Raw genomic sequence first — 22,521 nt, 5'->3', positions numbered from 1 at the left:
CTTGGTGTTTGTATAACTATATATAATAGAATTGTATAATAAGGAGGATTTATTTAAATGAAAAAAATTATTAACAATCCAGACAATGTTGTAGAAGAAATGCTTAATGGGATGGTGGCATCACATCCGGAATATTTGGAAAGATTAGAAGGTTTTGATGTAGTAACTAGAAAAAATAAAAAATCCGATAAAGTAACTTTAGTAAGCGGCGGTGGCAGCGGTCATGAACCAGCTCATGGAGGTTTTGTCGGTAAAGGAATGCTCGATGCTGCTGTGGCTGGTGCTGTATTTACATCACCTACCCCAGATCAGGTATATGAAGCAATAAAAGCTGTAGACAATGGAAAAGGTGTTTTATTAGTAATAAAAAATTACAGTGGTGATGTTATGAACTTTGATATGGCTGCTGAAATGGCTGAAGCTGATGGCATTAAAGTGGAAAAAGTCGTAACAAATGATGATGTTGCTGTAGAAAACAGCACTTGGACTATTGGTCGTCGTGGTATCGCCGGAACTATTTTGGTACATAAGATAGCTGGAGCAAAAGCTGAGGCTGGCGCATCGCTGGAAGATGTAAAAGCAGTTGCAGAAAAAGTAATAGCAAATTCTCGCTCAATGGGTATGGCATTATCACCATGCACTGTTCCAGCAGCAGGAAAACCAAGCTTTACTTTAGCTGATGATGAAATGGAAATCGGCATGGGCATCCATGGCGAACCAGGCACACATCGTGAAAGCATTACAACAGCTGATGAAATAACCCAGCAATTACTTGATAAAATTTTTGCTGAAGATATTTATCATAGCGGCGATGAAGTTGCTGTACTAATTAATGGCTTAGGAGCAACGCCGTTGATGGAATTATATGTTGTAAGCGGTAAAGTGCAGACTGTACTACAGGAAAAGGGCATAAAAATTGCCAAAACATACGTAGGTAATTATATGACATCGTTGGAAATGGCTGGCTGCTCAATTAGTTTGTTGAAACTTGATGCTGAATTGAAGGAACTATTGGCAGCACCGGCAGACACACCGGCTTTAGTACAGTTTTAATAATATTACGTAAAAACAGCGTAGACATATAGGATAAACTGCAGGAACTACGGGGATAGCCTGTGGCGATAATGTAAGATGTGCTTGGCAAGCAACTATCTATGGAGCAGGAGACCTGCGGCTTTAGTCGTGGGAGGTTCAGTTAAGGAAATAAGAAGGGCGGATGTATAATGACAGCAATAGAAGCAATAAAATTAGCAGGACAGGCTATTATAGAAGAAAAAGATTTTTTAACAGATCTTGATCAGGCTATTGGCGATGGGGACCATGGAATAAATATGGCGCGTGGATTTTCCAGCGTATTTACTAAAATAGATGCACTAAAAGATGATGCTGATATCTCAATGGTATTGAAAACAGTAGGTATGGGATTGATATCAAGTGTTGGTGGGGCATCGGGACCATTATATGGAACAGCTTTTTTACGTGCTAGTGCGGCCTGTAAGGATAAAAATGCAATCGATGCTGTCACGGCTAAAGAAATGCTGGATGCTGCCATTAAAGGCATACAGGATCGGGGCAAGGCAGTTAAAGGTGAAAAAACAATGCTGGATGCGCTTATACCAGCATCCGAAGCTATAGGTACAGGCATTGATGCCGGCAAAAATGTTGTAGAATGCCTAAAAGATGCGGTCGAAGCGGCACAGACTGGTGTAGAGTATACTAAGACAATTATTGCTACAAAAGGCAGAGCCAGTTATTTAGCTGAGCGCAGCATTGGTCACCAGGATCCTGGTGCAACATCGTCAACTACGATGCTTAAAGCACTTTATGAATATGTAAAGTAAAAGGAGAATATAATGGTAGGTGTTGTTATAGTTTCACATAGTGCCAAAATTGCTGAGGGAATCAAAGAATTGGCATTGCAAATGGCTAAGGATCATCCAGTATTTACGGCTGGTGGAACACAAGATGGTGGCATTGGAACTGACCCAATGCGTATCCAGGAAGCAATTGAAAATGCCGATCAAGGTGATGGTGTGGCAGTACTGGCTGATTTAGGCAGTGCGGTTATGAGTGTGGATTTGGCTAAAGAAATGATTGAACCGGAGCTTAGCGCAAGAGTGTTTTTAGCTAATGCGCCAATAGTTGAAGGCAGTATTGCAGCAGTAGTGGAGGCTTCCTTAGGAAGTTCATTGGACAAAGTTTTACAGACAGCTGCTGATGCTAAGAATATGAATAAAGAGTAAATTGTACTCCTTTCAAATGATGATTTTATTTGAAAGGAGTATTTTATTATATAGAGAATAATAATAAAAGGTAGTCTTATTCATTTAGTCCTAGAAGAATAGTTGGATTAAAAGCAAAATAATAAGAAATTTATAATTATAAAAAAATTTATAAATCCTTTAACAGCAGTGTTGACATCTGAAAAAAATATTACTTAGTTATCAATGAAATACAAAACACTTCTATAATTGACTAAATATTGTACTTATAATAAGAATATATTTTATATAGAAAAGAAATAAACTAATAATATGATAAATGAAATTGCTTATTCTTGACTAATAAAATAAATAAGGATTATAATAAAATGTAGATATATATAACAGTATGCGTAGGAGGGTATTATGGAAAAATATGATTCTATTTGGGACATGTACCGAAAAAAAGGTATAAGTCGCCGCAGTTTTATTAAAACTTGTACGGCAATGACAGCATTACTGGGGTTGGCACCTACTATGCTGCCTAAAGTTGTTGAGGCAGCAGAAAAAAGATTACCAGTCGTTATATGGCTGCATGGTCATGAATGCACAGGGTGCAGCGAAGCTTTTATTCGTTCGGGGGCACCGATGACATCAGATGTTATCCTTAATATGATTGCATTGGAATATGATGATACTTTATCAGCAGCATCAGGAGAACCATTTGAACATCATTTACAGGAAGTTATAAAAGAGTATAAGGGTAAATATATTTTAGCTGTAGAAGGTGCTGTTCCACCAGATGCATCTGGTGGCTACTGTATGGTAGGCGGTAAATCATTTTTAGAACAGATAAAAGAAGTTGCGGATGGTGCGGCAGCAGTTATTGCTTACGGTACTTGCGCAGCATGGGGTGGTATACAGGCAGCACGTCCTAATCCTACACAGGCTGTTTCGATCAGTGATGTTATAAAAAATAAACCAATTATTAATGTTCCAGGGTGTCCGCCTATTCCTGAAGTTATGACTGGTGTTATTGCCCATTATGCGATGTTTGGTGAACTACCACCACTTGATAATAAAAATTGTCCTAAACAATTTTATGGTAATCGTATCCATGATACCTGTTATCGCCGTCCATTTTTTGATGCAGGGATGTTTGCTAATGACTTTAATGATGCTGGTGCCAAAGCTGGCTGGTGTTTGTATAAGCTTGGCTGCCGTGGACCAGAAACATATGCTTCTTGTGGCAGTATGAGATGGTGGAATGGTCTGTCCTATCCTATTCAGTCAGGACATGGCTGCATTGGTTGTACCAGTAAGAATTTCTGGGATAATGATCCGTTTTATCAAAGATTGCCAGAAGTTGCTGGCCTCGGCTTAGGTAATATTGATAAAATAGGTGCTGTAGCTACAGGTGCATTAGCTGTTGGTATTACAGCTCATTTGGCTACTTCAGCAGTACAAAAGAAAAAACGTGATAAAAAAGAAGCGGAAAAAATAAAACAGGCACTTGAAGAGCAAGACAGACAAAGCAAAAGAAAGGATTGATTTAATAAATGAAAAGAGTGGTAGTTGATCCGGTTACCCGTATAGAGGGACATTTGCGCGTAGAAGTTGAGGTAGATGAATCAACCGGTAAGGTAAATGATGCGATTTCTAGCGGTACAGCTTGGAGAGGTCTGGAAACTATTGTAAAAAATCGTGATCCGCGTGATGCGTGGGCTTACATACAAAGAATTTGCGGTGTATGTACCACTGCCCATGCATTAGGAGCTGTTCGTGCTGTAGAAGATGCATTGGAAATAAAAATCCCTAAAAATGCCCATTATATAAGAAATATAATGGCGGCTACATTGACGGTACATGACCATACAGTTCATTTTTATCATTTGCATGCGTTGGATTGGGTTAGCCCAATTGAAGCATTAAAGGCAGATCCAGCAGCTACAGCTGCTCTGCAAAATACGGTATTATCTAAATATAAAATTAATATAAAGCCAGCGGCAGGTTTTAATTTCAGTGCGTATCCTAAAGATTTTCCTAAAGGAACAACAGCATATTATGAGGCAATAAAAGGTAAAGTACAGCAATTGATTGATTCCAAGCAATTGGGGATATTTGCTGCTAACTGGTGGGATCATCCAGCATATAAGACATTACCGCCAGAAGTTCATTTGATGGCAGTGTCTCATTATCTTAATATGCTTGATAAACAAAGAGAAATTGTTATTCCGCATGTAATTTTTGGCGGCAAAAATCCACATCCTCATTATGTAGTTGGTGGTATGTCCTGTGCAATTTCCTTAAATGATATGAATGCTCCAGTAAACAGCCAGCGCTTGGCAGCCGTTGATACGGCAATTGCTACAACAAGTGCGCTTGCCAATGAATTTTATGTGCCGGATGTTCTGGCCATTGCCCATATTCATGCCCAAAATGGCAGTGCTGTTGATGGTGGTGGTTTAGCTAAAACACGTGTACTGGGGTTTGGGGCTTATCCTGACGAACCTGTTGCCAGCCACAGAGATTTTGCAGCAGCATGCTTGATACGCTGTGATGGTGTTGTAGAAAACTTTGGACAAGGCGTAGCTGCCGCTCAGTTTACAGAGTTGACAGGTAAGGATTTGGAAGATAGTGCCGTTATTACAGAAAGTGCAGAACATGCCTGGTATAAAGATGATGAAGCACTTCATCCATGGGCTGGTAAAACTGAACCTAACTATACAGGGGATAAAGCCGGTAATAAAGAAAAATGGGAAAATTTGGATGAGGATCATAAATATTCTTGGGTAAAAACACCTACCTGGCGTGGTAAGGTTTGCGAAGTTGGTCCATTATCCCGCTATATTATTGTTTATACCAAAGTAAAAAAAGGTATTATTAAACCTAATTGGGCAGAACAGATAATGATGGACCAGATTGAACATGTATCGCAATTATTGAATCTGCCAGCTGAAAAATGGATGCCTTCAACTGCTGGACGTACCATAGCTCGTGCTCTTGATGCCCAGTTGTCAGCAGCCTTGGAAAAATATTTCTTTGATAAACTTATAAAAAATATTGGCGCTGGTGATACCAATATTGCTAATACCTTAAAATGGGATCCATCTTCCTGGGGCAACGGCGAATATAAAGGTGTTGGCTTATATGAAGCACCACGTGGTGCTTTGTCACATTGGATTGTTATAAAAGATAAAAAGGTTAAAAATTATCAGGCCGTAGTGCCAACAACATGGAATGCCTGCCCACGCGATGACAAGGCCGGTCAGGGAGCGTACGAACTATCCATGATGGATACCAATGTGCAGGTTCCAGATAAACCATTGGAAATAGTACGTGCGGTTCGTTCATTTGATCCTTGCCTGGCTTGTGCAGCCCATGTATATAATACTGAAAAGAAAACACTTAGTGTAATTAGTACCGATCCATATATAGGGAGTGGTAAGATATGACGGTAAAGGAAAGGGATTTTGTTGAGACATCGATACCTGATGGCAAACAATTAAACTTAGTACGATATTATATCTTTAGTCCGTTTTTACGTATTTTTCATTGGTTGATGGTTATATCAATAATTGTATTATTTGCCACAGGTATAGTTATAATGACACCAATGTCTATGGGCGAAGGCCAGTATGTAGCCCTTAATGAATGGCATTTATCAGTAGACTGGATAAGAAACCTGCATTTTGTATTTGGTTTTATTTTAACAGCAGCATTTTTATTTAGAATATATGGTTATATAGTAAATAAGGGTGATAGACTTTTGCCAAACATTTTCAAAATTAAGTTTTGGGATGATTTAGTTGAAGTTATGTTGCATTATTGCTTGCTTAAATACACCCATAAGCAATTTTTACGCAATCCAATGGCACGAATGTCTTATGTAGCCATATATGGATTGATAATTGTGGAAATTTTTACGGGATTGGCGATGTATTTTCAGGTTAATCCCAATGGTGTCGGAGCATTTTTATTTGGCTGGCTGACAGTCCCTTATGGTGAAATGGCACTGCATGTAGTTCATCATTTGGTAGCTTGGGCTATATTCCTATTTGCGGCTATTCATGTCTATATGGTAGTCAGAGCGGATTTTATGGAACGTGAAGGAGAAATATCGAGTATGATTTCAGGTACTAAAATTTTAGCGCATTTGCCGGATGATATAAATGACATCCGTAATGAACACGGTAAAATAATTAAAGGCTGAGGGAGGAATAATTATGTGTTCAACATGTGGATGTTCCACACATGGACAGGGAACTCAGATACAGTTTTTTGTAACAGGCTATGATGCAGATAATGCCAAAGCTGTTGAAAAACAATTATTGGGCTTGCCTGGAGTGTTGCATGTTCATATTCATACGCATGATGGTGAAACAACAATAAATTACAATCCATCTAAAACACGGTTAAGTGAATTGACAGCTGTTTTTGAACAAAAAGGTTTACAAGCGGCTATCTAACGAAATAAAATAAAAAGAGCTGCTGCGTAATGCAGCAGCTCTTTTTATCAGGTATAATTAGATTATTGAGGAGCATAAAATGCACGAGATGGCAATGGCTGAAGGCATAATGGATATAGTAAAGGATTATGCCGAAAAAAATAATGCTGTAAAAGTTCATACAATATCATTATTAATAGGCGAAATGACAGGTGTTGTAGTTGATTCCCTGGAATTTTGCTTTAAAGCACTGTCAAAAGGGACAATTGCTGAAAATGCTGAGATAAAATTAAAAAATGTACCACTGGTTGGTCATTGTAATGATTGTAATTGGCAGGGACATATTGAAAATTATAATTTCTTTTGCCCACATTGTAAATCGGGTCATATGGATATTATTTCCGGGCGAGAATTACGTGTGGAATATTTGGAGGTAGATTAATGGAAGTTTCAGTAATGGAAGATATATTGGGCGGCAATGATAAAATTGCTGCCGAAAATGCGCAAATTTTTAAGAACAATAATATTTTTGCCTTAAACATTATTGGGTCACCAGGCGCCGGCAAGACAACATTATTAGAAAAAACTATAGGTAAATTAAAAAAATCATTGAATATGGCAATTATTGAGGGTGATTTATTTACCAGTAAGGATGCTGATAGAATAGCAAGCCACGAGATACCAGTTATTCAAATAAATACAAGTGGTGGCTGTCATCTTGACGCTGCCATGGTGCAAAAAGTATTGCCGCAGTTAAATTTAGCTGAACTTGATTTAGTGATTATAGAAAATGTCGGTAATCTTGTCTGCCCAGCTGAATTTAATATTGGTGAAGACAGCAAAGCTGCAGTGCTCAGCATTACTGAAGGTGATGATAAACCACTAAAATATCCTCTGATATTTAAAGAAGCAGCGGTTTCTATATTAAATAAGGTTGATATATTACCGTTTACTAATTTTGACATGGCATCAGCAAAAAATGATATAACTTGTCTGCATCCGGGCATTGAAATAATTGAAACTTCCTGTCAACAGGAAAGCGGCATTGATGAGTGGTGCAAGTGGCTGGAAAATGCAGTGAAATCTAAACAGAATGGATGAAACAAATGGATAAAATAACACTTTTAGGTGTAGGTAATACTATTATGCAGGATGATGGTTTTGGTGTGCATGTTATAGAAAAAATGCAGAAAATGAAATTTCCTGATAATGTGCAAATTCTTGATGGCGGAACATTGGGAATGGAACTTCTGCCATATTTGGAAGGAACCGATAAACTAATTATTGTTGACGCCATAAATGCTAAAGGGGAGATTGGTGAGTTTTTTACATTTATCGGTGATGAAATAACGCGGTATTTTACCAATAAACTGTCAATACATGATGTAGGGTTAAATGATTTATTGGCAGCACTGACTTTTACCGATAAACCGATAAAGGAAACTGTGGTAATGGGAGTAAAGCCGGCCGTAGTAGCTTTGGGGGTTGATATGACTGAAGTCATAGCGGATAAAATTGACTATGGCGTAGAAAAGGTGTTACAGCAATTAAACAAATGGGACATAGTACCAATTAAATAAATGGAAGATAATTATGAAAACAAGATTATCACTGCGGGTAAGAGGAATTGTCCAAGGCGTTGGCTTTAGGCCGTTTATATATCGTTTGGTACAGGCTATTACAGCTACGGGATTTGTATTTAATGATGATGACGGTGTTTTTATAGAAATACAGGCTGATAAAGCGGAGCTGGATAAATTTTTACGGGAAATAAAAACAAAATTACCACCAGCGGCACTTATTAGTGAAATGGTGGTAAAGGATATACCAATAAAAGCAAATGAAACGGTTTTTATAATAAAGCCGAGTCCGCCGGCTGTAGAAAGAAAAGCATATATTTCACCAGATCTGGCTATTTGTGAAGACTGCAAACGGGAAATATTGGATAAAGATGATCGGCGTTATCTTTATCCGTTTACCAACTGTACTAATTGCGGACCGAGATTTTCCATAGTTAAGGATATTCCCTATGACAGAAAAAACACAACAATGAATGAGTTTATTATGTGTAAAAAATGTCAAAAAGAATATCAAAATCCACTTGATAGGCGTTTTCACGCCCAGCCTAATGCCTGTGCTGACTGCGGACCGCAGTACAGCTTATTGGATAAAAATGGTAAAGCAGTGGTGGTGGATAATAAACTTATATTGCAGTCTGTACATCAATTATTAAAAACTGGTAAAATAGTAGCAGTAAAAGGTATTGGTGGTTATCATCTGGTCTGTGATGCCTATAATGAACAAGCTGCACAAAATCTGCGCAGTCGAAAACGACGTTTTGACAAAGCGCTGGCAGTAATGGCTGGTTCGATGACTGCTATAGAAAAGCTATGTACGGTATCAGCAAAAGAAAAAGAATTACTGCAAAGTCCGGCGGCACCAATTGTCTTATTGGCAAAAAAAAATACTTATAATTTAGCTGATTCGGTAGCACCAGACAATGAATATTTGGGCATTATGCTGCCATATGCACCAATACATTGTTTATTATTAAAAAATGAAGATGTATTTGTAATGACCAGTGCCAATATTACGGAAGAACCTATAGCTTATAAAAATGATGATGCCTTAACGCGATTAAATGATATTGCCGATTATTTTTTAATACATAACCGCATAATAAACACCCGTATTGATGATTCGGTAGTGCGGGTGATAAATAATGAAACAACATATATACGACGCAGCCGTGGGTTTGCCCCTTCACCGCTGTTATGCAATTTAAATATAAGTAAAAAGATAGTATTTGCGGCAGGCAGTCAGCTGAAAAATACTTTTTGTTTCTTGAAGGATAATAAAGCTTTTATAAGTCATCATATTGGCGATTTGGCTAATAAAGCCGCTAACGATGCCTATAAAGAAGCCATTGAGCATTATAAAAATATTTTTTTCCTGCAGCCGCATATAGCAGCGTGTGATATGCATCCGGAATATTTTTCGAGTAAATATGCCCATAAATTATCGCTGCCAATAATTGCGGTACAGCATCATCATGCCCATATTGCATCTGTTTTGGCCGAAAATGAAATAAAAGATAAAGTTATCGGCATTTCGCTTGATGGTACGGGTTATGGTGATGATGGCAATCTCTGGGGCGGTGAGTTTTTTGTCTGCGATTGTGCGTCTTATGAACGACGGGGGCATTTTTCCTATTTGCCTTTGCCGGGTGGCAGTAAAGCCATAAAAGAGCCATGGCGAATTGCTGTATATTTACTGGATGAATTATATGGAAAAAAAGCAGCAGAAAAAGCACCAGATTTATGGAACATGCTGCCAGACAACTGGCCGTTAGCAGTACAGATTGCTAAAAGTGGTTTTAATACACCCTTATCATCGAGTGCCGGACGTTTGTTTGATGCTGCAGCAGCGGTGCTTGGCATACGCAGCAGTATTAATTATGAGGGACAGGCAGCAATTGAACTGGAACAATTGTCAGCTGCGTATCGGGGAAAAGTACTGCCCTATATGATAAAAAATACGGCAGGCATATATCAGGTAGATATGCTGGAGACTTTTGCGGCACTAATGGAAAATAACGTATCGGTTAATAAAAAAGCAGCTGATTTTCATATGACAATGGCTAGAGCTATATATGATATGGCGGCAAAATTGCAAAAAGAAACAGGCCTTGATAAGCTGGTATTATCGGGTGGTGTTTTTCAAAATATAACATTAGTAAAATTATTGTTTGAGTTATTGGCGGATAAATTTACTATATACATGAATCGTAAAGTACCGGCTAATGATGGTGGATTATCATTAGGACAGGCAGTTATTGCCAGCAATTGCTATAAAAAAGTTATTTAAATACAATATAGAATAATGAGGGTGTTACCATAAAGGATGCTGCTTATGCAGCTTCCCTGATCAGGAAAGGATGATAAGAATGTGTCTAGCAGTCCCCGCTAAAATAGTGGAAAAAAAGGATATGATGGCAACTGTGGATGTTGAAGGTGTACAGCGTCAAATCAGCTTAATGCTTTTACCAGAAGCTGACGAAGGCGATTTTATATTGATGCATGCAGGCTTTGCTATTCAAATGATTGACGAAGAAGAGGCTAAATTTACGGCGCAGTTATTAAAAGAGGTTGCTGAAAATGACGAAAGCTGAGGAAAGTAGAAAAGCTGCCGAAAATTTACTAAAAAAAATAGATGAATTGATTGATCGACCGGTGCGCTTTATGGAGGTTTGTGGGACTCATACTGTCTCTATTTTTCGCTCAGGTATACGTCAACTATTGCCGGAAAAAGTGGAATTAGTAAGTGGACCGGGCTGCCCGGTATGCGTAACGCCTAATGACTATATGGATATGGCAATTGCCTATGCTAAACAAAAAGACATTATTATAGCGACTTTTGGTGATATGCTAAAAGTACCGGGAACATCATCAAGCCTTAATGCGATGAAAACAGCAGGGGCTGATATACGGATAGTGTATTCACCGCTTGATGCATTGCAGATAGCCAGAGATAATCCAGCAAAAAAAATAGTGTTTTTAGGTGTTGGTTTTGAAACGACAGCGCCACTATCCGCGGCAACAATACAGGCCGCTGGTAATGAAAATATAAATAATTTCTTTGTACTGGCAGCACATAAATGGACTAATACTGCTTTAGAGGCATTATTAAATGATAAAGATATTAAGGTAGATGGATTTTTACTGCCAGGGCATGTCTGCGTAATAACGGGGGAAGAACCCTTTGCCTTTGTGGCGGAAAAATATAAAAAACCAGCAGTGGTTGCTGGTTTTGATGCTTTAGATATATTACAGGCTGTATATATGCTGGCCAAACAAGTTAAGAACAAAGAAGCTAAAATAGAAAATGCCTATAAACGTGTTGTTAAAGCAGAGGGAAATATAATAGCCAAGCAGGCTATTGAGGCAGTATTTGATAAAAGCACGCCCTCCTGGCGTGGACTTGGTGAAATTCCTTTATCAGGTATGCAGATTAATGATAAATACAGTAAATATGATGTACTTAAGCAAATAGCGGTAGAAAAAGAAGTGTCAAAAGAAAATCCGGCGTGCTGTTGCGGTGATGTATTGAAAGGACTAAAAAAACCGATTGATTGCCCTTTATTCAAGAAAATATGCACACCGGATAAACCAGCTGGAGCATGTATGGTATCGGTAGAAGGAACATGTCATGCCTGGTATAAATATGGACAAGGCAGGTATCATTATGGACGATAAATTTATAACATTGGCACATGGCGCTGGCGGACTAAAAAGTCGTGAATTAGTTGAAGAAGTTATGTTGCCAGCATTTGACAACGAATATTTGCGTCAGATGCATGACGGTGCAAAATTGCAGATGACCAATAATATTGCATTTACTACTGACTCTTATGTAGTGCAGCCGCTATTTTTTAATGGTGGTAATATAGGGAAATTGGCTGTGTGCGGTACAGTAAATGATTTGGCAATGACTGGGGCTGTACCTAAATATATATCAGTAGGTATGATAATTGAAGAAGGTTTTGCTATAGCTGATTTACAGAAAATCGTTATGACGATGAAAGAAGCTGCAGCGGAAGCTGGTGTACATATTGTTACTGGGGATACCAAGGTTGTAGATAAAAATAAGGGTGATGGTATTTTTATTAATACAGCTGGCGTCGGGGAAATAATACAGGGCTGTGACATAGCACCACAGAATGTTAAGGCCGGTATGGATGTAATAGCAAGCGGCTATTTGGGCGATCATGCAGCGACAATTATGGCCTGCCGCCATAATTTGCAAATGCCGGGTACATTAAAAAGTGATTGTGCACCATTAAATAAATTAGTGGAAAAATTATTACAGGAAGTTCCACAAATTGCTGTTATGCGTGATGCAACCCGGGGCGGAGCAGCCGCTGTATTAAATGAAATTGCCGGGCAGGCTGGTATTGGTATTATTATTGATGAAGATAAAATTCCTGTACGTAAAGAGGTAAATGGCTTTTGTGATATATTGGGATTTGAACCATTGTATTTGGCTAATGAGGGGAAATTTATAACTTTTGTTGATAAAAAATATACAGAAAAAGTATTAGCTGTTATGCATCAGAGTGAATATGGTAAAGATGCTTGTGTTATAGGGGAAACAAATGATAAAGCAGTAAATGAAGTCGTTCTGCGCACAACAATCGGCGGCATGAGAATAATTGATATGCCGGCGGGAGAGCAGATTCCTCGGATTTGCTGATAAATAAAAAGGAAATAACCTTCTGATATAAAATAGAAATATCAGGAGGTTATTTCTATTTTATTTGTAATAGAAACAAGAAGTAGCTGAATATGGGCAAAATGATCATAATATACAACTTTTTCATTGAAAAAATATCATATTCATTATAAAATAGAACGAATATGTTAAGTAAAAGGAAAATATGTAGATTATTATTGCTGGATTAAGAGATATTATATATTTATCATTGTGCCAAAGAAAATAATATATTATAATATAACCAAAAGTTAATAAAAATATATTCAAAAAATATTAAAATCCAATACACTATATAGAAAGGAATGGTATTTTATATGAAGATAGATAGGCTAAATCGTATAAAAGAAATTTTACAGGAAAGTAATACTATTTCAATTGATAAGCTTTGTGCGATTTTTGAGGTATCAAAAAATACAATACGACGTGATATTAATGAATTAGAAAAACAGGATTTAATAAAAAAAGTATATGGCGGAATTATGCTTAAGCAAAATAGCGGTGAACCTGAACCATTTGCGTCCCGCGAAGTAAAAAATTCTGCACAGAAGAAAATTGTTGCCAAGATTGCGGCAGGTTTTATAGAGGATAATGATGTTATTTTTATTGATTCAGGAACGACAACAATGCATCTTATTCCATACTTATCAAATATCAAGAATCTTACTATTTTAACAACCAGTCTGCATATAATAAATGCGGCGGCAAATTATCCACAATTTAATATTATCTGTACAGGCGGTACTTTTTATCATCCTTCAAAGGCATTCATTGGAGCTAGTGTCTTGAAATGTCTTGATAATTATAATATTTCTAAGATCTTTTTAGCATCTACAGGGGTTTCATTGGAAAATGGCGCTACAAATGCATCTCCGCTGGAGTGTGAAACAAAAAAATTTATGATGGGAAAAAATGCACCAAAAATTTTGCTTATTGACTCATCAAAATTAGAGTTGTCATCTTTGATGACTTTTGCCCAGCTAAAAGAATTTGATGATGTGATTATTGATAAAAAGCCGCCACAAAAATATATTGATTATCTTGAAAATAATGATGTTAAGTTTTATTATAATAGTGATGATACAATGACAAATAGTTTCAGATAGCTTGAATAAATTAGGCAAACTTGCCCAAGAAAAAAATATGACGCTTGTTTATCATCATCATATGGGAACTGGTGTGCAGACTGAGGAAGAAATCGATAAATTAATGGAGCTTACTGATCCTAATTTAGTATCATTATTATATGATTCAGGTCATTTAGTATGCTCTGGTGAAAATCATCTGCGTATATTGGAAAAATACATAAATAGAATTAAGCATGTTCATTTAAAAGATGTTCGTAAGGATATAGTGCAAAAAGTAAAAAATGAAAATCTAAGCTTTCTTAAAGGTATACGGCTGGGAATGTTTACAGTGCCAGGCGATGGCAATATTGATTTTGAACCGATTTTTGAAGTTTTGCGTAAACATAACTATGAAGGATGGGCATTGGTTGAAGCCGAACAAGATCCAGCAATAGCTAATCCATTTGAATATGCCCAAAAAGCGAATAATTATATAAAAACATGTGTCAAATTTGCTTGAAAAAATTGATAGTTTTTCGGCTATTTGATTTGCAAACAACAAAAACCAGCGCTGAATGCGCTGGTTTTTGTTGTTTGCAAATTGGAAGAGAAGTTATTATTAATCGCTATAATTTATAGTGCCTAATTCGTAAATATTTATCAGCATATCAGCTGCTTGATCGCTGGCAATTTGAAAGATTGGCGAGGTTCCTTTTTGTGGATAATAAGTCCAGGTGGCGGCAGCATAGCCCTCTTGACAGTAAAGTTCCATAATTGATTTATCAATAAATAGGTCGAGTATTAATTTATCTTCTGATGGAACGGTAAAAGAGCGCTGGCCTTTTGCACCCAAAGACATATTGCTGCGGTCGATGCAGATTTCCTGCGCAGCTTTGTCATAAGAAATAATAAGAGCATCTTTGTTAAAACCTAATGTTATAACTGATGTTTTTATAGAAGCAGTATTTAATTCGATATGCACTTCACAAGTGGCAGGAATAATACAGGAAAAATTATTACTACTATCAGTATAGGAGATTTCTTTTTTGCGCAGCTTTTTTAGTTCATCAATAGGATATTGATAAAGATGATTGTTTTTATATTCCAGCTGACGCGGCATGGTTAGTGAATAGAGCCAGCCATTATTAATAGTAGGGTAATCTGTTTCTTTTTCAGGCATACCGACCCAGCCTAATAAAATGGTCCTTTCATCGTCATGAAAGGCTTGCGGAGCATAAAAATCAAAGCCATTATCAAGTTCAGTGAATTTACCATGTCGCAGGTTTTGAACATTATCATCCAATTTTCCGGCAATATATCCACTTTGGTAAAGGTTATTATACTGATGTCCCTTGCTTTCAAGGCCCTGCGGACAAAACAGTAAAATATCGGTATTATTTAAAGTAAGTAAGTTAGGACATTCCCACATATACCCCAAATTATTGTAAGATGTTTTTAATTCACCGCAAAGTTGCCAGCTATCGTCAGATTGCTGTTGGTAAATTAAAGTGCAGCCCGTCAGGTTTTGGCGTTGGGCGCCTAAAATAAGATAATTATGATTGTTTTTTAGAAAAAAATAAGGATCGCGAAAATGTGCTGTATAATTTTCCGGCTGATGTGCAATGATAATTTTTTCTTTTATAAAAGTACCATCAGGCAGCTGTTTAGCAAGAATTTGGTAGGAAGAACGACTGTCATTATCGTCTTTGACATTACCAGTATAGATTAAATGCAGTATATTATCTTTTATATAGCTGCTGCCTGAGTAGCAGCCATTTTTATCAAATTCATCAATTGGAGCTAATGCTAACTGTGGCAGGCTGTAATTGATAAAATCAGTAGTTTTTACATAGCCCCAGTGCTTGTGAAGATGTTCGCAGCTAAAGGGGTTCCATTGATAAAAAAGATGGTACTCACCTTGGAAATAATTTAAGCCATTGGGATCATTTATGAGACCGAAAGGCATTTCCAGATGAAAGGCATTATGCCAGGTATCTTTTTTGTTAATAGTAGAATGCCAAAGTCGTTTTAGTTTATTATTGTCAATAGTTTTCATAGTATTCCTTGTTTATAATTGAGTGCTGGAACGAATTAAAAGTTTAAAATTATCTTCTAAACATGAATGAAAGGTTTTTCCTACTAATAACTTTAAAATAGAAAAAGCGGCATTTTTACCTAATAATTTAAAGTTAAAAGAAATAGTAGTAAGAGCAGGTGAACTGATTTCACTGACAGGATATCCGCCAAAGCCAGCAACAGCAATATCGTTGGGGATTTTTATATTTTTTTCCTGTAAATATTTAAATACACCCAATGCAATATTATCAGTTGCTCCTACGATTACATCAGGCTTAAATTTTAGTATCTCTGGAGCATGTAGATAAGCATGTTCAAAGCTAAAATCTGTATTAATAAAGTGAACATTGCCGTTAAAAGCCTGTAAGAATCCTTGGCAGCGTTCTATCCCTATAGCTTTATCTGATTTATTAACATTTAAATAAACACAATTTTTGAATTGACATTGTTCAAGATGTTGCCCCAAAAGCATACCGGCTTTTTCATCGTTCAATTTTATGTAGTTTAAATCAGGATGTTGCTGCCCAACAAAAATTGTTGGAGTTGAGTATTGCTGCATTAAAGAAAGTTTTTCTTGAGTAATTCCTACGGAAATAACAATAATAGCATCAACGCCTTGTTGGTTAAATTGATGGATGGCCTGAATTTCCTTGGTAGAATCAAGTTCACTGGTCACAATAATCGATTGATACTGTTCCTGGGTAAGAATTTCATTTATGCCGGCGAGTGTTTGTCCCGCAGAATAAGAATCAATACGCGGAACAACAATACCAATTAATTTATTGAATTTTGTTTTTAATCGTGCTGCAAAAAAATTTGATTTAAAACCGGTATCAGTTATAGCTTTTTTGATGATAGCAGCATTTTTGTCACTTATATAGCCTTGGTTTAAATAACGAGAAACAGTACTTTTAGAAACTCCGGCTAGTTTAGCAACATCGCTGATGGTTACTTTTTTTACCATAATTAATCAATTATTCCTTTGGTTTAAAAAATAAAAATGTAAGGCCGAAGCCTACGACAAGTCCAATCGCATTTACTATTAAATATTGAGGCAACTGATGCATGTATAAAAGTGTCCCAGGAATAACTGTGATGCCCATGCCTGTTCCGGCCAGTTTCATCCAGCTGGCAGCCATTCCGGAAAAAGCCCCGCCGATAAGACCAAAGATAAATGGTTTTATAAAGCGAAGATTTATGCCGAAAATTGCAGGTTCAGTTATACCTAAAAATGCGGGAATTACAGAGGAAATATATAAAGAACGCTTTTTTTTGTCTTTAGTACGAACTGCAACAGCCAATGCAGCACCGCCCTGAGCAATGATAGCACCGGTGATAATAGCATTAAACATATCCTTGCCGGTCGAACTTAACAGTTCTATTTCTAAAGCATTAAAGATTTGATGAACACCACTTACAACAATAACTTGGTGTAGACCACCAACAACAAATCCACCTATGCCATATGGCAGTTCCAAAAACATGCGGACAGCATTGAAAATAAATATTTCCAGATGATGCATAATCGGTCCAATAATAAGTATACCCAAAATCATTGAAATAAACAATGTCAGAAAAGGTGTCAAAATTAAGTCCAAAACATCAGGAACAATTTTTTTTAGGGATAATTGTAATTTTGAAGCAAAAATACCTAAAATTAAAGCAGGCAGTACCGAGCCTTGATAGCCTGTAGTTGGGATGGAGAAACCGCCAATATTAATTAATAAAGGCTGTATACTGCCATTGGCAACAGCATAAGCATTAGGCAGCTGCGGGGCAACGAGCATGAGACCTAGGACAATACCGATAACTGGTGTTCCGCCAAATTTTTTCATAGCTGACCAGGTAACAAGTGCCGGCAAAAAAGCAAAAGCAGTATCGGTAAGTATTTGTGACATTAGTAAGAAGTTATCACTGAAATGGAATCCTAAACTGATAAGTGTGCCGCGCAAGCCCATAAAAAGTCCGGTTGCTACTAAAACAGGAATTATTGGTACAAAGATATCACCGAGAATGCGGGAAGTTTTCTGTAATAAAGTCATATCAGCATAAGCAGCATCTTTGTTATTGCTTTGTGCTAATTCAGAATCATTGTTGACAATAACATTATAAACTTTATTGACAAAGCCTGTACCAAGAATTATTTGGTATTGCGCTGCAGCAAAAAATTGTCCTTTTACGCCTTCAATATTTTCAATGGCTTTTTCATTTATTTTCTCTTTGTTTTTAAGAATAAGACGTAAACGGGTGGCACAATGCTCAACAGAACGAATATTATTAATGCCGCCAATATTAGCTAAAATTTCTTTGGCTACGCGGTCTTCAGAAGGCAAATTATTATTCTCAGCAGCTGTAATGACTGATGATTCGTTTTCAGCAGATTGAGAAAAATCTTTTATAATAATGGTGGAGGAATTATTTTTAACAGCAATATAGGAAAATTCAGTGGCATTGGTTATTATTACAGGGGTTGTTAAATCATAGCCGGCATTTTTGAGCAAGGGAATATCAAATTCCAGCAGTAAATCCCCTTTTTTTATATTATCGCCCTGTTGGACATGGGCAGTAAAGCCTTTGCCTTTCATATTGACAGTATCAAGACCGATATGAATTAAAATAGCAGCATTATTATCAGTGGAAGTGATTCCTAAAGCGTGTTTCGTTTCAAACAAAACATCTATTTTGCCATCAAATGGGGCATATACTTTTCCCTCAGCAGGGGTTATGCCAATGCCAGGCCCCATAGCACCACTGCTGAAACCAGGATCATTTATCTGATTTAAATTGATTATAGAACCTTTTATAGGTGGTATAAATTCTAGTTTTTTCATAGTGTATTAATCCTTCCTAAAATAAAGAAAATTGCTTAAATTATAATCATTTATGGAATTGGTTCCATAAATGATTATAATTTAAAATAATAAAAAATGCAATAATAACTTTGTTCGATATAGAGAAATTATTATTAATGGTTACCATTGAAAATTATTTATTAAATAAGAAAATCACATTCGAAACGGTACATATTATTTCGCTGGTTAGTATCAATATCTTTACCGAAGGTATACCAAGCGGTGAGGCCAATATTAGAAGCTGCGATATAATCGCCGCCAATACGTATGCCTTTAACATTTTGACACCAATCATCGGTATTGCTGTAGCTGGCTAATTGAGGGCTTCTGCGATACATAGCAAAAATATCAAAGCTTTTTGGTTTAGTGAAATCAGCTTGTTTGTATTTTAATTTTAGCAGGTAGGAATTAGTTGCCGTACTTAAAATATTTGAATTACGATAGCCTTTAGCATTGGATTTTGCATATACAGCATCTAAAGTTAAATTGTCAGCTAATTTACTATTAAAACCCAGCGTATAATAATTTACATACGCATCAGGATCTTGGTGCTGGAGTAAATTGCCGCCGATATGATAATAGCCGACAGATGATGTTGTGGTTTTGCTTAAAGGAATATCAAATAAAATTGATTGATAGTTTTGGGAATGATATGTATAGGTATTATTACCAATTGTTACATCGCTGGTATCATCATCGGTGGAAGTTGCTTTACCAACATCAATAGTGGTTTTTACGACAGTGCCCAATATTGCTTCGGCACCGCTTACTTTATCATCGTACACGAGGCCCTGGGGCGAGTAAACGCTGAAACGGCCTGCTTTTATTGTGGCACCAGCTATTGGGCCACTTAAGTACATTTGTTCAAAAACGGAATTTTGTAGTTTTTGGTTCTCACCACCATAATTGAGCTGGCGACCATATTCTGATTCACCATATACAGACCATTTGTCATTTATTTTATATTTATAAAACAGATCTAAATTGATATGGCTGTTGGGCGTGTAACTGCCTGTGGTATTTCCGCGTTGCGCAGTTAAGCCGCTGGTATTACCCTTGTCTAATCTGATGCGGCCTGTTCCATGAAAACTTAGTCGATCAAACTTGTTTTCTGCTTTTGGGGGAACAGCTGTTGGCGATGCACTAACCTCAGTATCATCAGTTACACCAATTATTTTTAATTCATAGGCATATTCAAGGGCAAGTTTATCAATAACTTTTTTAGTTTCTAAATTTACAATATCTTCCTTAGATATGGCTTTAGCTACTAATACAGCCATATCATTGCGTGTGATAATTTTGTTTTTATCAAAACTACTGTCATTGACACCACGTACTAGATTATCATGGATAAGATTGGCCATAGCAGTGTAAGACCAGTCATCTTTAGGTACATCAGCATAGGGATTGTTTTTTGCGGAACCGGTTCCACAAGCGGTAAAAAAAATACCAGCTGTTAAAGCTAAAATTAATTTTTTATCATTTTGTTTTTGCCACATCTTTACCCTCCTCTTATTGTTTAATATTTAATAGTATAACTAGTTACCAAAAAATATTATATTATTAATAATAGTTAAAGTCAATAAAAAATTCAGATAAATTAGATATTATAGAAAAAACAGGAATGTTTAATTTACTTACTTGTCCAATAAATAAATTAGCAGGAGTAAATTTGTGTTTACCCCTGCGTTTAGTAAAGCAGCTTATAATAAATATTAAATCATATTCATTTTATAATCAGCATAAAGAGATTTTAATTCTTCCATTTTATCGTACATTTCAACCTGTAAACCGGAAGCAGTAGCAAAATCACCTTCGTTTAATGCTTTTATCAGTAAGGTAAACAAGGATTTTTCATCAATGCTGTCTTTAGCAAGATAGCAGCGAGTACCATTGATTTTATTCCAGTTGTATGAATCCTGATCAGTTACAAAATTGGATTTGATTTCCTGACAAGCACTGACAATAGTACGGTTTTCAGGGATTATGCGGCTGATAAGTTCAGTCTTCCAACGAAGAAGTTCACCAGCAACAAAAGCATCGATGATTTGATCGCGTAAAGCACCACCGGCAGTAACAACATTGCGTTTTTCAGGGAAGTTTTTAAGTGCCTGCATATTTTCCCAAACAGTAGCAGGTGGGATGGAGAACAGATGATCGCGTTCTTCCTGACTGTAATCTTCAAATACATCTTCTTCACTGCGATATGCACGATCTTTTTCCAAATAACCAGCAGTAGTTCCAGCTTCTTTAGAAAGCTCAGCTAGAAGAGCATCAGTTGTTTTGTCAATAGAATAAGTAACACCATCTAAGATAGCTGAGTAAATTGCAGCTAAAGCTACATAAGTATTGGTATAAGGATTGCAAGCGCGCAATTCAAAACGTGTAGCCATTGGGCTGTTAATGTCGCGAACAAGACCAGCTAGGATAGTACGATTACGGGAAGGTATTTCTGGTTTATGACCAAGTGATGTTACAATACATACAGGTGCTTCAAAACCAGGTTTCAAGCGATTAAGAGAATCATTTGTGGAAGAAACGAATGGATTAATTACTTCATAGTTTTTCAAAAGACCCATGATTGCACCATAACCAATTGCACTCATGAAATCTTTGGTCATTTCTTTAGGAGAGAACAAGTTAATGATTTTACCGCTTTTTAGTTTAGCAGCTATCCCAATATGAGTATGTTCACCGTTACCAGCAAGACCGATCATTGGTTTTGCTTTGAAGTTCACTTCAAGACCGTTAGAACGGAAAACTTCTTTTACTAAAGTACGAACGAATAATTCGTTATCAGCAGCTTGAACGGCGTTAGCAAATTTCCAGTCAATTTCAATTTGTTCGCAAACATGTCCCATATGACCATCACTGTCCATATGACCTTTCATGCCGCCAACTTCTTTATGACCCATTTCTGGTTCAAGTCCGTATTCCTGCATGAACATGATTGTCTGTTCAAGTGCAGAACGAACTGCGCCGCGGGTACGCTGCCAGTATTGTTCCTGCATAACCTGAGATGCGCTCATTTCAGGAATATCAGCTTCAGCAAGTGGCGTTTTTACCCAAAATTCGAGTTCAGTAGCAGAGGTGAATAAAACATCTTCAACATCGCTGCCTTTGATATGTTCAAGGCCAGAGATAGTATCATTTTTAGCAAATAATGCCATTAATTTTTCTTTTACAAAAGATAAAGTATCAGTAAGAACAGCACGTGAATCAACACGTTTGCCTTCATGAATTAAAAATGCCGGAATGCGAAGGGTACCAACAGGTTTGCCGGTTGCTTCATCGCCATATTCCCAGTTATAATCAACAAACCAATTAACAGCAGGGTCAACTGGCATATCAACTTTAGCATTATTCAAAGTTGCAATGTTAGTCAGGACAACAGAAGAACCATCAGTTTGTACTGCCGAACCTTCATAGAATTTATCAATATCGTCTAAGAATAATTCTACAGGGATTTTTTCATCTGTATCATTACCAGCTAAATCAATACCTACTAATGAAACAAATTTAATTTCCGGATGTTCTTTTAATTTGCTTAAAATATCTTCTTTTTCAGAATTAGCAGGGATAACGAGAAGTAAATCGTCCATAAGAA

Annotated in this window: 21 protein-coding genes; 16 read left to right on the top strand and 5 right to left on the bottom strand. The window is 36.8% G+C overall.

The window, feature by feature from the left end:
- Nucleotides 1–57 precede the first annotated feature (57 nt).
- The 16 genes from dhaK to HNR32_RS02515 all read left to right on the top strand — a co-directional run bounded on the left by dhaK (nucleotide 58) and on the right by HNR32_RS02515 (nucleotide 14,506).
- On the top strand, nucleotides 58–1,053 hold the full coding sequence (dhaK, locus tag HNR32_RS02590; protein WP_183859367.1) for a dihydroxyacetone kinase subunit DhaK: 996 nt from the start codon (nucleotides 58–60) through the stop codon (nucleotides 1,051–1,053).
- A 170-nt stretch (nucleotides 1,054–1,223) separates the two neighbouring features.
- The gene (gene dhaL / locus HNR32_RS02585; protein ID WP_183859365.1) at nucleotides 1,224–1,841 is read left to right on the top strand and encodes a dihydroxyacetone kinase subunit DhaL; all 618 of its coding nucleotides are present in this window, start codon (nucleotides 1,224–1,226) and stop codon (nucleotides 1,839–1,841) included.
- 12 nt (nucleotides 1,842–1,853) lie between these two features.
- Nucleotides 1,854–2,243 carry a dihydroxyacetone kinase phosphoryl donor subunit DhaM gene (dhaM, locus tag HNR32_RS02580; RefSeq protein ID WP_183859363.1) on the top strand — a complete coding sequence of 130 codons (390 nt, stop codon included), beginning with the start codon at nucleotides 1,854–1,856 and terminating at the stop codon, nucleotides 2,241–2,243.
- Between the two features lie 384 nt (nucleotides 2,244–2,627).
- The gene (locus tag HNR32_RS02575) at nucleotides 2,628–3,752 is read left to right on the top strand and encodes a hydrogenase small subunit (RefSeq protein WP_183859361.1); all 1,125 of its coding nucleotides are present in this window, start codon (nucleotides 2,628–2,630) and stop codon (nucleotides 3,750–3,752) included.
- A gap of 8 nt (nucleotides 3,753–3,760) precedes the next feature.
- Complete coding sequence (locus tag HNR32_RS02570; protein WP_183859359.1) at nucleotides 3,761–5,656, top strand: nickel-dependent hydrogenase large subunit; 1,896 nt, start codon at nucleotides 3,761–3,763, stop codon at nucleotides 5,654–5,656.
- Nucleotides 5,653–6,414 (top strand): Ni/Fe-hydrogenase, b-type cytochrome subunit, encoded by a 762-nt coding sequence (cybH, locus tag HNR32_RS02565; protein WP_183859357.1) that lies wholly within the window; start codon nucleotides 5,653–5,655, stop codon nucleotides 6,412–6,414. Before HNR32_RS02570 ends, cybH begins: the two co-directional genes overlap by 4 nt.
- Before the next feature lie 13 nt (nucleotides 6,415–6,427).
- Entirely contained in the window at nucleotides 6,428–6,670 is a 243-nt protein-coding gene (locus HNR32_RS02560; protein ID WP_183859355.1) for a heavy-metal-associated domain-containing protein, read from the top strand.
- A 79-nt stretch (nucleotides 6,671–6,749) separates the two neighbouring features.
- Nucleotides 6,750–7,091 carry a hydrogenase maturation nickel metallochaperone HypA gene (gene hypA, locus HNR32_RS02555; RefSeq protein ID WP_183859353.1) on the top strand — a complete coding sequence of 114 codons (342 nt, stop codon included), beginning with the start codon at nucleotides 6,750–6,752 and terminating at the stop codon, nucleotides 7,089–7,091.
- Entirely contained in the window at nucleotides 7,091–7,750 is a 660-nt protein-coding gene (hypB, locus tag HNR32_RS02550; protein WP_183859351.1) for a hydrogenase nickel incorporation protein HypB, read from the top strand. The genes hypA and hypB overlap by 1 nt, the downstream gene beginning before the upstream one ends.
- Nucleotides 7,747–8,229 (top strand): HyaD/HybD family hydrogenase maturation endopeptidase, encoded by a 483-nt coding sequence (locus HNR32_RS02545; RefSeq protein ID WP_260162431.1) that lies wholly within the window; start codon nucleotides 7,747–7,749, stop codon nucleotides 8,227–8,229. The genes hypB and HNR32_RS02545 overlap by 4 nt, the downstream gene beginning before the upstream one ends.
- Nucleotides 8,230–8,242: 13 nt before the next feature.
- Nucleotides 8,243–10,516 (top strand): carbamoyltransferase HypF, encoded by a 2,274-nt coding sequence (gene hypF / locus HNR32_RS02540; protein WP_183859349.1) that lies wholly within the window; start codon nucleotides 8,243–8,245, stop codon nucleotides 10,514–10,516.
- Nucleotides 10,517–10,595: 79 nt separating this feature from the next.
- On the top strand, nucleotides 10,596–10,820 hold the full coding sequence (locus HNR32_RS02535) for a HypC/HybG/HupF family hydrogenase formation chaperone (RefSeq protein ID WP_183859347.1): 225 nt from the start codon (nucleotides 10,596–10,598) through the stop codon (nucleotides 10,818–10,820).
- Nucleotides 10,807–11,904 carry a hydrogenase formation protein HypD gene (gene hypD / locus HNR32_RS02530; protein WP_183859345.1) on the top strand — a complete coding sequence of 366 codons (1,098 nt, stop codon included), beginning with the start codon at nucleotides 10,807–10,809 and terminating at the stop codon, nucleotides 11,902–11,904. Before HNR32_RS02535 ends, hypD begins: the two co-directional genes overlap by 14 nt.
- Nucleotides 11,894–12,901 carry a hydrogenase expression/formation protein HypE gene (gene hypE / locus HNR32_RS02525; RefSeq protein WP_183859343.1) on the top strand — a complete coding sequence of 336 codons (1,008 nt, stop codon included), beginning with the start codon at nucleotides 11,894–11,896 and terminating at the stop codon, nucleotides 12,899–12,901. Before hypD ends, hypE begins: the two co-directional genes overlap by 11 nt.
- A 335-nt stretch (nucleotides 12,902–13,236) precedes the next feature.
- Nucleotides 13,237–14,025, top strand: a complete 789-nt coding sequence (locus HNR32_RS02520; protein WP_183859341.1) for a DeoR/GlpR family DNA-binding transcription regulator — start codon at nucleotides 13,237–13,239, stop codon at nucleotides 14,023–14,025.
- A gap of 1 nt (nucleotide 14,026) precedes the next feature.
- Nucleotides 14,027–14,506, top strand: a complete 480-nt coding sequence (locus HNR32_RS02515) for a TIM barrel protein (RefSeq protein WP_231038142.1) — start codon at nucleotides 14,027–14,029, stop codon at nucleotides 14,504–14,506.
- 99 nt (nucleotides 14,507–14,605) lie between these two features.
- Here the strand turns inward: HNR32_RS02515 and HNR32_RS02510 are convergent, their stop codons facing one another.
- From HNR32_RS02510 to HNR32_RS02490, 5 genes are all read right to left on the bottom strand, one after another.
- The gene (locus HNR32_RS02510) at nucleotides 14,606–16,042 is read right to left on the bottom strand and encodes a sucrose-6-phosphate hydrolase (RefSeq protein WP_183859338.1); all 1,437 of its coding nucleotides are present in this window, start codon (nucleotides 16,040–16,042) and stop codon (nucleotides 14,606–14,608) included.
- A gap of 12 nt (nucleotides 16,043–16,054) precedes the next feature.
- Nucleotides 16,055–17,026: a LacI family DNA-binding transcriptional regulator gene (locus HNR32_RS02505; RefSeq protein ID WP_183859336.1), complete on the bottom strand. Its 972-nt coding sequence runs from the start codon at nucleotides 17,024–17,026 to the stop codon at nucleotides 16,055–16,057.
- Nucleotides 17,027–17,036: 10 nt separating this feature from the next.
- Entirely contained in the window at nucleotides 17,037–18,893 is a 1,857-nt protein-coding gene (locus HNR32_RS02500) for a glucose PTS transporter subunit IIA (RefSeq protein WP_183859334.1), read from the bottom strand.
- A gap of 161 nt (nucleotides 18,894–19,054) precedes the next feature.
- On the bottom strand, nucleotides 19,055–20,413 hold the full coding sequence (locus tag HNR32_RS02495; protein WP_183859332.1) for an S-layer homology domain-containing protein: 1,359 nt from the start codon (nucleotides 20,411–20,413) through the stop codon (nucleotides 19,055–19,057).
- Between the two features lie 216 nt (nucleotides 20,414–20,629).
- The gene (locus tag HNR32_RS02490) at nucleotides 20,630–22,516 is read right to left on the bottom strand and encodes a type I glutamate--ammonia ligase (RefSeq protein ID WP_183859330.1); all 1,887 of its coding nucleotides are present in this window, start codon (nucleotides 22,514–22,516) and stop codon (nucleotides 20,630–20,632) included.
- Nucleotides 22,517–22,521 lie beyond the last annotated feature (5 nt).

Origin of the sequence: Pectinatus brassicae (assembly GCF_014201835.1) — a bacterium.
Taxonomy (GTDB): Bacteria; Bacillota; Negativicutes; order Selenomonadales; family Selenomonadaceae; genus Pectinatus; species Pectinatus brassicae.
This window is presented reverse-complemented; position numbering and strand designations above follow the sequence as displayed.

Coding starts and splice junctions, on each gene's coding strand:
- HNR32_RS02560 (WP_183859355.1), top strand. CDS start 6,428: ATGTGTTCAACATGTGGATGTTCCACACATGGACAGGGAACTCAGATA.
- hypF (WP_183859349.1), top strand. CDS start 8,243: ATGAAAACAAGATTATCACTGCGGGTAAGAGGAATTGTCCAAGGCGTT.
- hypD (WP_183859345.1), top strand. CDS start 10,807: ATGACGAAAGCTGAGGAAAGTAGAAAAGCTGCCGAAAATTTACTAAAA.
- cybH (WP_183859357.1), top strand. CDS start 5,653: ATGACGGTAAAGGAAAGGGATTTTGTTGAGACATCGATACCTGATGGC.
- HNR32_RS02535 (WP_183859347.1), top strand. CDS start 10,596: ATGTGTCTAGCAGTCCCCGCTAAAATAGTGGAAAAAAAGGATATGATG.
- HNR32_RS02500 (WP_183859334.1), bottom strand. CDS start 18,893: ATGAAAAAACTAGAATTTATACCACCTATAAAAGGTTCTATAATCAAT.
- HNR32_RS02575 (WP_183859361.1), top strand. CDS start 2,628: ATGGAAAAATATGATTCTATTTGGGACATGTACCGAAAAAAAGGTATA.
- HNR32_RS02490 (WP_183859330.1), bottom strand. CDS start 22,516: ATGGACGATTTACTTCTCGTTATCCCTGCTAATTCTGAAAAAGAAGAT.
- HNR32_RS02570 (WP_183859359.1), top strand. CDS start 3,761: ATGAAAAGAGTGGTAGTTGATCCGGTTACCCGTATAGAGGGACATTTG.
- HNR32_RS02510 (WP_183859338.1), bottom strand. CDS start 16,042: ATGAAAACTATTGACAATAATAAACTAAAACGACTTTGGCATTCTACT.
- HNR32_RS02545 (WP_260162431.1), top strand. CDS start 7,747: ATGAAACAAATGGATAAAATAACACTTTTAGGTGTAGGTAATACTATT.
- hypE (WP_183859343.1), top strand. CDS start 11,894: ATGGACGATAAATTTATAACATTGGCACATGGCGCTGGCGGACTAAAA.
- hypB (WP_183859351.1), top strand. CDS start 7,091: ATGGAAGTTTCAGTAATGGAAGATATATTGGGCGGCAATGATAAAATT.
- dhaK (WP_183859367.1), top strand. CDS start 58: ATGAAAAAAATTATTAACAATCCAGACAATGTTGTAGAAGAAATGCTT.
- HNR32_RS02495 (WP_183859332.1), bottom strand. CDS start 20,413: ATGTGGCAAAAACAAAATGATAAAAAATTAATTTTAGCTTTAACAGCT.
- HNR32_RS02520 (WP_183859341.1), top strand. CDS start 13,237: ATGAAGATAGATAGGCTAAATCGTATAAAAGAAATTTTACAGGAAAGT.
- hypA (WP_183859353.1), top strand. CDS start 6,750: ATGCACGAGATGGCAATGGCTGAAGGCATAATGGATATAGTAAAGGAT.
- dhaM (WP_183859363.1), top strand. CDS start 1,854: ATGGTAGGTGTTGTTATAGTTTCACATAGTGCCAAAATTGCTGAGGGA.
- dhaL (WP_183859365.1), top strand. CDS start 1,224: ATGACAGCAATAGAAGCAATAAAATTAGCAGGACAGGCTATTATAGAA.
- HNR32_RS02505 (WP_183859336.1), bottom strand. CDS start 17,026: ATGGTAAAAAAAGTAACCATCAGCGATGTTGCTAAACTAGCCGGAGTT.